This is a genomic window from Streptomyces sp. NPDC055632 (assembly GCF_053618675.1).
The window spans coordinates 339,668-352,710 of the sequence record NZ_JBSHHY010000004.1 but is presented as its reverse complement, the minus strand read 5'-3'; the positions used below and the strand labels follow the sequence as shown (position 1 = coordinate 352,710).

Annotated in this window: 15 protein-coding genes; 7 read left to right on the top strand and 8 right to left on the bottom strand. The window is 75.1% G+C overall.

Features of this window, described 5'->3' with window-relative positions; genetic code table 11:
- Nucleotides 1-44: 44 nt before the first annotated feature.
- From ACWGSR_RS09095 to ACWGSR_RS09085, 3 genes are read left to right on the top strand one after another with little or no spacing between them, the layout of a single operon-like run.
- Entirely contained in the window at nt 45-299 is a 255-nt protein-coding gene (locus tag ACWGSR_RS09095; protein ID WP_376242829.1) for an HU family DNA-binding protein, read from the top strand.
- Nucleotides 300-314: 15 nt separating this feature from the next.
- The gene (locus tag ACWGSR_RS09090; RefSeq protein WP_453564858.1) at nt 315-728 is read left to right on the top strand and encodes an SRPBCC family protein; all 414 of its coding nucleotides are present in this window, start codon (nt 315-317) and stop codon (nt 726-728) included.
- A 10-nt stretch (nt 729-738) separates the two neighbouring features.
- Nucleotides 739-1,911: an ABC transporter permease gene (locus tag ACWGSR_RS09085; protein WP_453564857.1), complete on the top strand. Its 1,173-nt coding sequence runs from the start codon at nt 739-741 to the stop codon at nt 1,909-1,911.
- A 43-nt stretch (nt 1,912-1,954) separates the two neighbouring features.
- On the opposite strand, the gene ACWGSR_RS09080 is transcribed toward ACWGSR_RS09085, so the two are convergent.
- The 3 genes from ACWGSR_RS09080 to ACWGSR_RS09070 all read right to left on the bottom strand — a co-directional run bounded on the left by ACWGSR_RS09080 (nt 1,955) and on the right by ACWGSR_RS09070 (nt 4,392).
- On the bottom strand, nt 1,955-2,692 hold the full coding sequence (locus ACWGSR_RS09080) for a hypothetical protein (RefSeq protein ID WP_453564854.1): 738 nt from the start codon (nt 2,690-2,692) through the stop codon (nt 1,955-1,957).
- A 16-nt stretch (nt 2,693-2,708) separates the two neighbouring features.
- Nucleotides 2,709-3,266, bottom strand: coding sequence for a hypothetical protein (locus tag ACWGSR_RS09075; RefSeq protein ID WP_376242821.1), 558 nt, complete (start codon nt 3,264-3,266; stop codon nt 2,709-2,711).
- A 76-nt stretch (nt 3,267-3,342) separates the two neighbouring features.
- A complete protein-coding gene (locus tag ACWGSR_RS09070; protein WP_453564851.1) occupies nt 3,343-4,392 on the bottom strand; it encodes a GlxA family transcriptional regulator in 1,050 nt (349 codons plus the stop codon).
- A gap of 125 nt (nt 4,393-4,517) precedes the next feature.
- Here ACWGSR_RS09070 and ACWGSR_RS09065 point away from each other — a divergent pair, with 125 nt between their 5' ends.
- The 3 genes from ACWGSR_RS09065 (at nt 4,518) to ACWGSR_RS09055 (ending at nt 6,560) form a co-directional block, all read left to right on the top strand.
- On the top strand, nt 4,518-5,441 hold the full coding sequence (locus tag ACWGSR_RS09065) for an NADP-dependent oxidoreductase (protein ID WP_453564848.1): 924 nt from the start codon (nt 4,518-4,520) through the stop codon (nt 5,439-5,441).
- Nucleotides 5,442-5,533: 92 nt separating this feature from the next.
- Nucleotides 5,534-6,301: an SDR family NAD(P)-dependent oxidoreductase gene (locus ACWGSR_RS09060; protein ID WP_453564846.1), complete on the top strand. Its 768-nt coding sequence runs from the start codon at nt 5,534-5,536 to the stop codon at nt 6,299-6,301.
- Nucleotides 6,302-6,371: 70 nt separating this feature from the next.
- Nucleotides 6,372-6,560 (top strand): hypothetical protein, encoded by a 189-nt coding sequence (locus ACWGSR_RS09055; RefSeq protein WP_453564844.1) that lies wholly within the window; start codon nt 6,372-6,374, stop codon nt 6,558-6,560.
- Between the two features lie 347 nt (nt 6,561-6,907).
- Here the strand turns inward: ACWGSR_RS09055 and ACWGSR_RS09050 are convergent, their stop codons facing one another.
- The gene (locus ACWGSR_RS09050; protein WP_453564842.1) at nt 6,908-7,894 is read right to left on the bottom strand and encodes a GlxA family transcriptional regulator; all 987 of its coding nucleotides are present in this window, start codon (nt 7,892-7,894) and stop codon (nt 6,908-6,910) included.
- A gap of 99 nt (nt 7,895-7,993) precedes the next feature.
- Here ACWGSR_RS09050 and ACWGSR_RS09045 point away from each other — a divergent pair, with 99 nt between their 5' ends.
- Entirely contained in the window at nt 7,994-8,395 is a 402-nt protein-coding gene (locus tag ACWGSR_RS09045) for a hypothetical protein (RefSeq protein WP_376231087.1), read from the top strand.
- 11 nt (nt 8,396-8,406) lie between these two features.
- On the opposite strand, the gene ACWGSR_RS09040 is transcribed toward ACWGSR_RS09045, so the two are convergent.
- The 4 genes from ACWGSR_RS09040 to ACWGSR_RS09025 form a co-directional block, all read right to left on the bottom strand.
- Entirely contained in the window at nt 8,407-9,213 is an 807-nt protein-coding gene (locus ACWGSR_RS09040) for a phosphatase PAP2 family protein (RefSeq protein WP_453564840.1), read from the bottom strand.
- 43 nt (nt 9,214-9,256) lie between these two features.
- Nucleotides 9,257-10,234, bottom strand: a complete 978-nt coding sequence (locus tag ACWGSR_RS09035; protein WP_376231089.1) for a YihY/virulence factor BrkB family protein — start codon at nt 10,232-10,234, stop codon at nt 9,257-9,259.
- On the bottom strand, nt 10,200-12,032 hold the full coding sequence (locus ACWGSR_RS09030) for a phosphatase PAP2 family protein (RefSeq protein ID WP_453564838.1): 1,833 nt from the start codon (nt 12,030-12,032) through the stop codon (nt 10,200-10,202). Before ACWGSR_RS09030 ends, ACWGSR_RS09035 begins: the two co-directional genes overlap by 35 nt.
- A gap of 116 nt (nt 12,033-12,148) precedes the next feature.
- Nucleotides 12,149-12,901 carry a D-Ala-D-Ala carboxypeptidase family metallohydrolase gene (locus ACWGSR_RS09025; RefSeq protein WP_376231091.1) on the bottom strand — a complete coding sequence of 251 codons (753 nt, stop codon included), beginning with the start codon at nt 12,899-12,901 and terminating at the stop codon, nt 12,149-12,151.
- Nucleotides 12,902-13,043: the final 142 nt, after the last annotated feature.

Here is a 13,043-nt window from a genome sequence, read left to right as displayed (position 1 = left end):
GTTGCCGTCCCGCCGGTCTTCCTACCGAGGAGTGGATGCGTCGCATGGACAGGTCCGGACTGATCGAGGCGGTCACGCACAAGGTGGCGGACGGGGACACCCCTTCGTCCGAACAGATCGGCCGGGTCGTCGACGCCCTGTTCGGCACGGTCGAGGAGGCGGGTGCGATCGCGGAGGCGCTCAAGGCGGGCGAGACCGTCACCCTCCTCGGCTTCGGCAGCTTCCACGACGAGGGCGGCACGGCGGGCCTGCGACCGGGCAAGGCCCTCGACGAGTTCGTCCACGGCCGAGTCGGCTGAGGACCGGACGGACCGGTGGCGGCCGTGACGCTGCGGGCCGCGGGCCCGGCACCCGTCGAGGACGTCTGGGCCCGCTACGCCGTGCCCGCCCTCTGGCCGACGTGGTCGCCGCAGATCAGGGCGGTCCGCGCGGACGGCGCCCGGATCGCGCCCGGCATGCGCGGTGAGGTCCTCTCGTTCCTCGGCGTCTCCGTGAGGTTCGTCGTGGAGAGCGTCGACGAGGAACGGCGGCGGTGGACGTGGCGGGTCGCGCTCGGACCGGTGCGCCTGCGACTGCACCACGCGGTCCTCGCCCGGCCGGCCGGATCGGCCACGACCCTGCGGATCGAGGGGCCGGCCCTCGCCCTCGCGGCGTACGCGGGCCCGGCCCGATGGGCTTTGGGGCGTTTGGTCCGTGGAAGGGGCGGAGATCCCGTTCGGTCGGATTAGTGTGGAGATCATGTCCGACACGCACGACGACGGCCCTCCTCCCCGCGACGACCCTTCCCGCGACGGCTCCCCGGGCGGTTCTCCCCGCGACGGCCTCCCGGACGGCGGTACGGAAGGGGAGGAGGCGCGGGCCGCGCCGCCGCACGGCGCCCACGGACGGCCGCCGAGCCGGTCCGAGCGCTGGACGGCGTTCGCCCGTTCGCCCTTCCTCCCGGCGACCGTGCTGGTCCTGATCCTGGCCGCTGCGGCCGCCCTGTTCGCCGGCTCGTACACGTACACGATGGCGAACCCGACTCCCCGTCACATCCCGACGGCCGTCATCGGGGCGGCGGACTCGCCCGCCGGCAGGACGTTCACCGAGGGGATGGAGCGGGCTCTCGACTCCTCGCTCGAACTGCGGCCCTACCGGACGCGCGCCGGGGCGCTGGACGCGGTGAACGAGCAGGAGGTCTTCGCCGTCATGACCCTGCGGGACGGCCGCGTGTCCTTCGACGTCGCCGGCGCCTCGGGGGCCTCGGTGGCCCAGCTCCTCGTGGAATCGGCAGTGGAGGTGGGCCGGGCGACGGGAGTGCCGGTCACGGTGGCGGACGTCAAACCGCTCCAGAAGGGCGACCCGCGCGGCCTCGCGCTGTTCTACGTCTCGCTCGCCGCGGTGATCATCGGGTTCGTGGGAGCCATTCAGCTCAGCGTGCACGCGAAGCCGCTGAACCCGGCCGAACGGATCGCCTTCACCGCGCTCTACGCCCTGCTGGGCGGGTTCGCCATCGCCGCGACCGTGGACTGGCTGCTCGGCGCCCTCGACCTGCCGTTCGTCGAGTCGTGGCTGATCCTCGCGCTGACCATGTTCGCCTCCGGCATGGTCTTCTCCATGTTCAACACCCTGATCGGGCGCTGGGCCATGCTGCCGACCTGGGGGCTGATGGTGCTCCTCGGCAACCCCTCGTCGGGCGGAGCGGTGTCCTGGCCGCTGCTGCCGTCGCCGCTCGGGCACATCGGCCAGTGGCTGCCGCCGGGCGCCTCGGTGAACGCGCAGCACACGGCGGTGTACTTCGGAGGACACCAGCACCTCTTCCCCTTCGTGGTGCTCGCGGGGTGGGCGCTGGTGTCCTCCGCGGTCTTCTGGGTCTGGCGGCACCGCCATCCGGGCGGCCGGGAGCGGGGCGGGGCGCACGCGGCGCTGTGACGCCCCGTTCCGCCCCGCCCCGCTCTCGGCGGCGCCGGCTCCCCTACCGCTGCGGGGCCGAGGTGGTCAGGAGCCGGTTGAAGAAGGAGCGGTACTCGCGCAGTGCCACGCGAAGGGCCTCCGTGTCGGCCTCCCGTCCCTCGCTCCACTGTCCTTCGAGGGTCTGCTTGTGCTCGGCGAAGGCGGCGGCCAGCGTCTTCATCACGTCGGCGACGAGCTCGTCGGCCGAGTGGACCGCCTCGCGCGGGTCGTCGACGAACCGGCCCTGGACCTCGCGCCAGCGTTCGCGGTACGCGTCGCCGTCCGCCGCGTTCAGCAGGTCCGGGACGTGCTCGTCGTCCCCGTGCCCGACGGCGCTCGACAGCGGGCCGGGACGGACGCCCGGCTCCTCGGGCCTCGGGGCCTGAACGGGGCGACGGGCGTCCTGTCCGGGGAGGCCGGGCTCCCGCGCCGACGCCGTGCCCCGCTCCGCGGGGACGGGCGACCGCTCGGCCGCCGGATCCCGGTCCTCGTTCTCTCGCCGCTCCGTCTTCTCGAACGGGCCCGTCTTCTCGGACCGGTCGGTCACGCCGGACCGGTCCGGCGCTCCGGGGCGCTCCGTCGTTCCGGGCCTCTCCGTCACGCCGGACCGGTCCGTCGCTCCGGGGTGCTCCGTCACTCCGGCCCGGTCGGCCGCCTCGTACTGGTCCTTGTGTCCGGGCCGGTCCGTCGTTTCGTGACGGTCCGTCGTTCCGTGGGGTTCGGCCGACGTCCCGCGTTCGGCCGTGTCGTGATCGCGCATGTGTTCCACCTCCGTGTCAGGACCGGCGGGAGCCGGCCGGCTCGTCGTCGGTGAGCAGGTCGTCGAAGAGGGCCCGGTAGTGCACCATCGCCTCCCGCAGCTGTTCGGTGGTGGCCGACCGCGAGGAGCTCAGGGCGTGCACCTCCTGGGCGGCCCGGTAGTGCTCCAGCGTGCGGCCGTGCCGCACGGACAGGTCGCGCATCCGCTGTTCGTACTCCTCGGTGGGGTAGCCGCGCTCGTGCATCAGGGCGGTCACCAGCCGGTCGGCCTCGTGCACCGCGCCCTCGGGCGCGTCGACGAACTCCTCCTGGAGCTCCTTCCACCGCTGTGCGTACTGCTCCCTCGTGCCGCTCGGCAGCGGCTTGATGTCCAGTTCTCGATAGCGCCGCTCCCGGGCGTCGAGGTCCTGTTCGGCGGCCCGCCTGCTGCCCGTCTCCTCGACGGCCCGGTCGTACTCGGGTCCGAACCGGTCGCGCAGACGCGCCCGTCGCCGGTGGTTCACCGCGGCGACGGTGACGAGCGCGACCACCACGACGGCGGCAACGACGATGGCCAGGACGATTCCGGTCGACATCGACTCGCACCTCTCGCTGTGTCTTGTCCGTAGCACCTCGGCTGCCCTGAGCCCCGTGCTCCAAACGGACGCGACGTCACATCCCGCTTCGGCCGACCGGGACCGCGTCCGCGCCGGCGCCGAAGGCGCGGCGGTAGGCGGCGGGGGAGACGCCGAACGCCGTCCGCATGTGCGCGCGCAGGGAGTTGCCCGAGCCCAGGCCGGCGCGGTGGGCGACGAGGTCGATCGGGAGGTCGGTCGTCTCCAGGAGCTGCTTGGCGAGTTCGAGGCGCTGGGCCGTGAGCCACTGGACGGGGGTCAGGCCGACCTCGTCGCGGAACCGGCGGGTGAAGGTCCGCAGGCTCATCCGGGCGTGCTCGGCGAGCCGGGCGAGGGTGAGCGGTTCCGCGAGGTGCTCCAGGGCCCAGGCGCGGGTGGCGGTCGTGTCGGCCAGGGTGGGCTCCGGGACGGGCCGGGCGATGAACTGGGCCTGTCCGCCGTCCCGCCAGGGAGGCACGACGCAGATGCGGGCGGTGCGGTTGGCGGTCGCGGCGCCGTGGTCGCGGCGGATCATGTGCAGACACAGGTCGACGCCCGCCGCCGCCCCCGCGGAGGTCAGGACGTCGCCGTCGTCCACGAAGAGCACGTCCTCGTCCAGCCTGACCTTCGGATAGGCCCGGCGGAACTCCGGCGCCAGGTGCCAGTGGGTGGTGGCCGGCCGGCCGTCGAGGAGCCCGGCGGCGGCGAGCACGTACGACCCGGTGCAGATGGACACCAGACGGGTGCCGGGCCGGATGGCGGCGACGGCCGCGGCGACCCCGGGCGGCAGCGGGCCGCCGAGGACCAGCTCGGGCATGGCGTGCGTGGGCGGGACGATCACGGTGTCGGCGCTCGCGAGGGCCTCCGCGCCGGCCGCGGGCTGCACGGTGAAACCGGCGTCGCTGGGCACGGGGGCGCCGTCGACGGTGCAGACCGTGACCTCGTATAGGGAGCGGCCCTCGGAGTCCATGGCGCTGCCGAAGACCCGGGAGGGGATGCCGAGCTCGAACGGGGGCACGCCGGGGAGCGCGAGCACGGCGATCCGGTGCGGCGCCGCCCGGACCCCGTCCCGCTCGTTCCGCACCGTCCGGCCGTGTGTCGTTCCCATGGCCGAATCCTGTCACATGGTGGCCGGACGGCCAACACCACGGGCGGGCGCCGCACCGGATCGTGGACCCGTCGCCGCGGAAGGGTTCCGGGGCGCACCGATCGAGACGGAAAGAGGCGGACGGCATGCGTGCGGTGGTCGTGGAGCGTTGGGGCGGTCCCGAGAACCTGGTCGAGCGGGACGTGGAGCGTCCCGAGCCCGGCCTGAACGAGGTCCTGGTGCGGGTCCACGCGGCCGGGGTGAACCCCGTGGACTGGAAGACCCGCGCGAGCGGGGCCCTGATCGGCTGGGGCGCAGTCCCGGCCGTCGGCTGGGACGTGTCGGGCACGGTGGAGGCCGTCGGACCCGGCGTGGGGCACCTCCGCCCCGGGGACGAGGTCTTCGGCATGCCGCTCTTCCCCCGCCAGGCGGGCGCCTACGCCGAGTACGTGGTGGCCCCGGCCCGGCACCTCGCCCCCAAGCCCGCCTCCCTGACCCACGTGGAGGCTGCGGCGCTGCCGCTGGCCGGGCTCACCGCCTGGCAGGCCCTCGTGGACGCGGCGGACGTCCGCCCGGGGGAGCGCGTCCTCGTGCACGCGGCGGCCGGCGGGGTGGGACACCTCGCCGTGCAGATCGCCAAGGCCCGCGGGGCGTACGTCATCGGCACGGCGAGCGCGGCCAAGCACGCCCTGGTGCGGGAGCTGGGCGCGGACGAGGTGGTCGACTATTGCGAGGTCCGCTTCGAGGACGTCCTCCGGGACGTGGACGTCGTCCTCGACGGCATCGGCGGGGAGACGGCCGAGCGCTCCCTGAAGGTGCTCCGCCCCGGGGGCAGGCTGATCACCCTGCCGGGCCCGGACGACGTCCCCGCCGCCCCGGAGGGCGTGCGGGCGGCCTGGGTCCTGGTCGAACCCGACCACCTCGGCCTGCGCGAGCTCGCGGCCCTGGTGGAGCGCGGGGAGCTGAGGCCGGTGGCCGACACCGTGCTTCCGCTCGCCGAGGCGGCGAAGGCCCACGCGATCGGCGAAGAGGGCCGCACCACGGGGAAGATCGTCCTGACGGTCTCCTGACCGTCCGACGGTCGGGGCGGGGGACGGTCGGGGGCGGGTGAGGACGGCGTGCAGAATGCCGGACGGCACGTCCCCGACCGGAAGGCATCCCCATGAACCTGCCCGCAACAGGCCGCCGCGTCCTCGTCAGCGGCGCCTCCCGGGGCCTCGGCAGGGAGGTCGCCCGGGCGTTCGCGGCCAACGGCGACCGGGTCGCCGTCCACTTCGCCTCGCGCGCCGAGGAGGCCCGGGCGACCCTGGACTCCCTCGAAGGGACGGGGCACGCCCTCGTCGGGGGCGACCTCGCGGATCCGGGGACGGCCGCGGCCGTCGTCGACGCGGCGGCCGGGGCGCTCGGCGGGATCGACGTGCTGGTCAACAACGCGGCGGTGAACCTCCGCCACCCCCTCGCCGAGACCCCGTACGAGGAGTGGGCGGAGATCTGGCGGCGGCACGTCTCCGTGAACCTGCTCGCGACCGCGAACCTGAGCCACCTCGCGGCCCGGCGCATGATCGACCAGGGCTCGGGCGGACGGATCGTCAACATCGGCTCCCGGGGCGCCTTCCGCGGCGAACCCGACCACCCGGCCTACGGCGCGACCAAGGCGGCCGTCCACGCGCTCGGCCAGTCGCTCGCGGTCTCCCTCGCCCCGCACGGGATCGCCGTCGCCTCGGTCGCGCCCGGCTTCTTCGCCACCGAGCGGGTCTCGCCGCGCCTGGAGGGACCCGAGGGCGCCGCGATCCGCGCCCAGAGCCCCTTCGGCCGGGTGGCGACCCCCGCCGAGATCGCCGGGGCGGTCCTGTGGCTCGCCTCTCCCGGCGCGGAATGGGCGTCCGGCTCGATCCTCGACCTCAACGGAGCCTCCCACCTGCGGAGTTGACCACCCGGTGCTCCCGCCGGGACACCGCCCCGCCGGACGGGGCGTGGTGCGAGGGCACGGGACCGGCGGCGTGGGACCGGCTCGGATCTGGGCCGACACCGGGGCGCACCCGGTGTCGCTCGGTGCCGCCCGGATGCTCCTGGGCGGGCTCGTGCTCACGCCGCTGGAGGCCGACGACCTCTACCGGAACCTGAGGGCGGAGGCGTCGCCGCGCCGCGTACCTCCTCTGTGGCGCCTGGCGGACGTCCGGGGAACGTGATCTCCTGCGCGTCGGCCACGAGCGCCGGCGCCGGGGCTGCCACGGGGCCCGGTCGGTCCCCGAAGCGGGACCGGGGGGACGGCTGAACGGTCCGGCGGCACGGTGCGCGGTCCACCGCGTGCGAGAACGCCCCGCGGGGGGACGGCGTACGGCCCGCACCCTGCCCGGTGCGGGCCGTACGACCAGAGCGGCGGGTCCGCGGAACGGGGGATGCCGCGGACCCGCCGACGAGAGCGGTCCCATGCGCTCTCCCCTCCGTCTGCCCCCGAACGGCCCGCCCATGCGCACCTCCTGTCGGGTCGTCCGCCGGAGCGGCCCGGCGACCGGACCACGGGCCCGCCACGGACCTACCGGCCGCCCGTGGAGCGCATGCTGTCGCGGTAGCGCGAGGGAGGGACGCCGTAGTGGTCGGTGAAGGCCTTGCGGAGGGACTCCGGCGTCCCGAAGCCGCAGCGGAGGGCCACCGAGGCCAGGGGGAGCGAGGTGGACACCAGGAGCTGTGCGGCCGCCTCGGTGCGGACGGCGCGGACGTACCGGCCGGGTGGCTGCCCCAGGTGCTCGGTGAACAGCCGGGTGAGGTGCCGGGGCGTCAGCCCCGCCCGGGCGGCCAGGGCGGGCGTGCCCAGATCGGCGTCGGGACGGGCCGCGATGTGCGCGACGAGGGCGCGGACCGTGTCGTCCCGGGGCGGCGGCGCCGCCGTGAACAGGCTCATCTGGGTCTGGTTCCCCGGCCGCTGCATGTAGACGACGAGGTGTCGGGCCACCCGGCGCGCCAGCTCGGAGCCGTGGTCCTCCTCGACGAACGCCAGGGTCAGGTCGAGCGCGCTGGTGACGCCCGCCGAGGTGTACACGTTCCCGTCGCGGATCCACAGCGGCGCCGGGTCGACCGAGACGCCCGGGTGCCGCGCGGCCAGCAGGGGAGCGAACTGCCAGTGGGTGGTGGCCCGTCGGCCGTCGAGGAGGCCCGCCGCGGCCAGGACGCCCGCGCCCGTGCAGACGGAGGCCACCCGGCGGCTCTCCCGGGCGAGGCGTCCGACGTGCCCGACGAGACGGGCGTCCGCGGCGAACCGCTCGACCCCCAGACCGCCCGAGACGACGAGCGTGTCCAGCGGACCCCGCGTGCGCTCCAGCGACTCGTCACTGCCCAGCACGAGCCCGGTGCCGCAGCGGATGGCACCCCCGCCGGGCCCGACCACCCGCACCCGGTACGGCACGCCGTCGGCGCCGCCGAGCCCGTTGGCCATGGCGAGCCCCGTCGTCACACAGGCGATGTCGAGCAGTTCGGCCGCCTCGAAACCGACGACGACCACCAGGCGCTCGGCGCGTCCCCCCATGCGAACGACCCTATCCCGCACGGACGTCCACCCCAAGGAGACGGACGTACGGAACCGGAAACCGCCCCGTTCCGGCGTCCGCGCCGGACAGTGGACGCCATGACGATCCGCTTCCTCGCACACCGCTGGCCGACCCTGCTCGCCCTCGCCCTGACCCTCGTCACCTTCGTCGACGGCGCCCCGCCGACCGGCTTCCTCGCCGCGCTGCTCGTGGTCATGCCCCTCTGCTACCTGGGCTTCGGGGCGGCCCGGGGCGAGCTCCGCGACCGGCGGACGCTCGCCGTCCAGCTCGCCGGCCTCGCCGCCTTCTGCGCCGCGGCCGTGCTCGTCCTCTCCCTGGACGGCCGGCCCGCGCTGTACGTCCTGGCCGCCGGCTGGTTCGCCCACGGCCTGTGGGACCTCGTCCACCACCGCTCGGGCCGCGTCGTCCCCCGGGCCTGGTCGGAGTGGTGCGGCGTCGTCGACGCCTCGGGCGCCCTCGCGATCCTCCTGCTGGCCTGAACGGCCCGGTCCTACCGGGACCCGGGTCGGCCCGCCGGTTCCGGGTTCTCCGTCGTGATCTCGGGCTCCAGGCCCTCGGCCGGCGTGGTGCGGGGGCGGCCGACGTCGCCCCGCCACGCCTCGAAGGCGAGCGTGGTCGCCGTGACCACCGCGACGCCGAGCAGCCAGCCCCCGACCACGTCGCTCACCCAGTGCACGCCGAGGGCGACGCGGGTGTAGCCCACGCCGAGCACCGCCACCGCGGCCAGGACCCACGGCACCGGCCGCCACGCGCGCGGGACCAGCGGCAGGAGGACGAGCAGCAGGACGGCGCAGGAGGTCACGGCCGTCATGGAGTGCCCGGAGGGGAAGGAGAACCCGGGCGCGTGGGAGACGGGATCCGGCAGGTGCGGCCGGGCGCGCTCGACCACGTTCTTCACCAGCAGGCCCACGAGGCCGCCGCCGATCGCCGTGACGGCCGCCCAGGCGGCCAGCCGGTGGGCCCGCCGCCACAGGAGCCACACCACTACCCCGGCCACCAGGATCCGCATGGTCGCTGGCCCCCACGCGACGTGCGTGAGGAAGTCGAGCACCTGGACCCAGCCGGGATGGTCGAGCGCGGAGCGGTGCAGCCGCTCGGCCACGCCCTGGTCGAGCCGGTGCAGCGGAGTCCAGTGCGACTCCACCAGGACCAGCGCGAGGGAGAACGGGACGGCCGCCAGGGCGGTGAGGGCCGTGCCCGCCACCAGCCGCGCGCCGAACCGCGCGTCGGGCCCGCCGTGTTTCGTCACGAACCGCCCGAGGCGACGCCTCCAGGGCCGGGGGGAACGCTCTGTCATGGTCGGTACGGTTCCTTTCGTGGTACGCGGGCGGGGGAGCCGTTCAGACCCCGGGGTCCTCGCTGACCGGAGCGTCGACCCCCGCCCGTACGGCCTCCAGCTGGGCCGCGAAGGACAGGCCCAGGAAGAGGGACAGCGAGGTGAGGTACGACCACAGGAGCAGCGCGACGAACGCGCTCAGCGGGCCGTACACGGTGGTGAAGGAGCCGCCGGAGCCGACGTACAGGCTCAGGCCCCAGGTCGCGCCCAGCCACAGCAGCAGGTGGACGGTGGCGCCGAAGGCCAGCCAGGTGTGGCCCGGCTGGGGGCGCCGGGGCGAGCGGCGGAAGACGACGCTGGTCGCAAGGACGGCCAGCAGGATCCCGATCGGCCAGCGCAGCAGGTCCCACGCGAGGCGGGTGCCCGGGGCCAGGTCGTACACCTCGATCAGGGCGTGGCTCAGGTCGGAGCCCAGGACGGTGACGCAGAAGCTGAGGCCGAGGGGCAGTCCGGCCAGCACCGACATCACGAGCCCGCGGACGTACTTGTGGAGGAACGGCCGGTCGCGCTCGACGCCGTAGATGCGGTTGGCGCCGCGCTCCACCTGGCACATGCCGGTGGTGACGTTGGAGATCGAGAACAGCAGGCCGAACCAGAGGGCCAGCGCGCCGCCGTTCCCGGCGTGCCGCCGGCTCGCCTGCAGGGCGTCGTCCACGACGTCCTGGCTGGGGCCGCTGATCCGGCGTATCAGCAGCTCGGCGATCCGCCCGACCTCCTCGGTGTGCAGCGCGCCCGACAGTCCTATGACCGCGATGGCGAAGGGGAGGATCGCCAGGACGGTCTGCAGGGCGAGGGCCCGGGAGTGGCTGAACCCGTCGGCGTAGCGGAACCGCACGAAGGAGTCCCGTACGAGCGCCCAGCCCCCGTAGCGGCGGAGCGTGGCCCAGGCGTCCTCCCCGGAGAGGGTCTCGCCCTGGAGGCGCAGCTCGGCCTCCACGGCCCTGACCTCACCGAGCTGCGGTACGCGCGTCGCGGTGCCCATGCTCCTCCACCTCCGTCCCGTCCTCTACGCCCTGCTCGTCCTTCCCGCTCCCGGCCGGCGTGCCGATCCGGACCGGCGCGGGCAGGTACACCCGCAGCGCCCCCGGCTCGACCTCCGCCGTCAGCCGGGTGCCCGCCGGGAGGACGTCGCCGTCGAGCTCGCGCGGCTGGGGACGGGCGAAGCGGAGGTCGACGCGTTCCGCGCCGAAGTACTCCAGCGCGCCGTGCGCGGCGGTCCGCTCCCGCGCGCCGGAGGCGTGCGGGGCCCGTCCGCCCGGCACGCGGGAGACGAGGTACCCGGCGGCGGCGAGCCAGCCGGTCACCCCGCGCGGGTCGAGCAGGACGACCTCCAGGCGGCCGCTGTCGGGCCGGGCCTCCGGCAGCAGCGGCAGCCCGCCCTGGAGGGCGCCGACGTTGCCGATGACGACCATGCGGGCCCGCCGTTCCAGCGGGGCGCCCCCGTCGAGCCGGATCGACAGCCGCATCCGGGGGTCCCGCAGGTGCCGCGCGGCGGAGAGCACGTACGCGGCCCAGCCCAGGCGCTCCTTGAGCCGCGGCGAGGCGTCCCGGACCATGGCGGCGTCGAACCCGGCGCCCGCCATGACCGCGAACCGCGTCGGGGCCAGCCCGTCGCCCCGTATCCGGCCCACGTCGAGTCCGACCGCCCGCCCGGACAGGGACTCCCGCAGGGCGGCCACCGGTTCGGTCGGCAGGTCCAGGTTGCGGGCGAGGAGGTTCCCGGTGCCGCAGGGCACGATCGCGAGCGGGATCCCGGTCCCGGCCACCACGTCGGCGCAGGCGCGCACGGTCCCGTCCCCGCCGCAGACGACGACGAGATCGACCGGATGGACGGGATGGACGGGATCGACGGGGCCTGTCGGATCGACCGGATCGGCCAGAGCGACCGGACCGGTCAGACCGGCCGATCCGGCCGGCCCCGCGTTCCTCCCGGCCACATGGGCGGCCAAAGCGCCCGAGGGGTCCTCGGGCGTCGTATCGGTCCACCGCTGCTCCGTGTATCCGTGTCGGTGCAGTACGGCCCGTACCCGGGCGGTGGTCTCGTCGCCGCACGCGTGCGGGTGGCGCACGACGACGGCCCGCCGCGCGCCGCGGACGGCCGGCTCCGGGGCCGTCTCGTCCTTCCGGGCGTTCGACAGCAGCGCGGACCCCACGAGCAGCAGCGTGCAGGCGCCGTTCAGGACCCCCGCCACCACGTCGGAGGGGTGGTGCATGCCCCGGTACAGCCGGGAGAACGCCACGGCCAGCGGGACCAGCAGGAGGAGCCCCACCACGAGGTTCCGCCACAGGCCCCGCAGGTGCCGGGCCGCGAGCACGGCGAGGCCCCCGTAGAGCGCCACGGAGGCTCCGACGTGACCCGAGGGGAAGCTGGACGTCGGCGGCGCCCCGTCCAGATGGGGCACGTCGGGACGGTCGCGGTCCACGACGAGGGTGACGAGCAGGAAGACCGCGGACTGCGCGGCCACGGACACGGCCAGGAACCCCGCCTCCCACCACCGGGGCACCCGGGGCAGGAGGAGCAGGCCCAGTACGCAGAGCAGCGTCAGACCGATCACGGTCTGCGTGTCGGCCACCAGGGACAGCCAGTCGGTGAGCCAGGTCGCGGAAGGGGTGCGGTGGACGGCCAGGGCGCGGTTGACGCCGTCCTCCGCGGACAGCGGCAGGTGTTCGGCCAGGGGCCCGGTGACCAGCAGTCCCAGGACGGCGACCAGGGCCGCCTGCACGGGCAGCAGCAGGAGCGCGCGGCCCGGTCTGCCCCCCACGTCGTGTGCGTTCGTCATTGCCGCCGTGTTACCCGCCGGGGGCGGGACATGCGCGGGCCGTCCCGGCCGCTCCCGGCGGGGCGTTCACGGACGCCGTGGCCCGCGCTCCCGGGGGAACGCGGGCCGTTCGCGGATCAGATGCCGCAACCGGAGGCGGACCAGAAGCGGCTGGGCCGGTGGTCGACGTGGGCGTGGTCGCCGTGGCCCGGGTAGCCCGGCCCGAGGATGCCGTTGAATCCGTGGTTGCGGGCCTGCTGGGCGAGCCGGCACAGCGAGTGGGGTCCGGCGCCGAGGTCGGCCGCGTCACCGTACAGATGGCGGCTGGAGGAGGCCCCGCCGACGGCGCTGTTGCAGGCCTGGCTCCGGAAGCCGCTGGTGACGCGGAGGGACTGGTCGCCGAGGGCGTGCCGCAGGGCCTCCAGCTTCCACATGGTGCGCAGGGCGTTGGACTTGGCGGTGGCCGCGCTCACCGCGCCCCCGGCCCAGGTGCTGTTGCAGTTGTTCAGCTCCGCGTAGGAGAAGTGGACGGGGGTGCAGTCGTCGTCCTGGAGCGCGTAGATCTTGCTGAACGTCGCGGGGCCCGCGACGCCGTCGGCGGCCAGGCCGTAGGCGGCCTGGAAACGCTTGACGGCGGCGGTGGTCGCCGGCCCGTAGGAGCCGTCGATGCCGAGCACCGCGCCGTAGCCGGGGTAGCCGGCCACGCGGATCTGGAGCGCCGTGACGTCGGCGCCGGACGCCCCCTGGGAGAGGGTGCGCGACCAGGTGTAGCAGCCGTCGGCCTGCGCGGTGCCCGCGGTGGCCACCACCCCGGCCGACGATGCGGCCATGAGCATGACAATAGAGAGAAGAAGGCGCAGGGGGAGGGAACGTGCGGTGCGGTCGGCCATCGGGCCTCCAATGCCTCACGAATCGGATGCGGACGCGGTCCAGGGGTGCGGGCGCGCCGAGGGTGTGATCCACGGCGCGGGCACTCAGAGAGTGGCGGCCCGGTCGACGCGCGTCAACCCGCCGAGCCCGCCGTCATTTGTC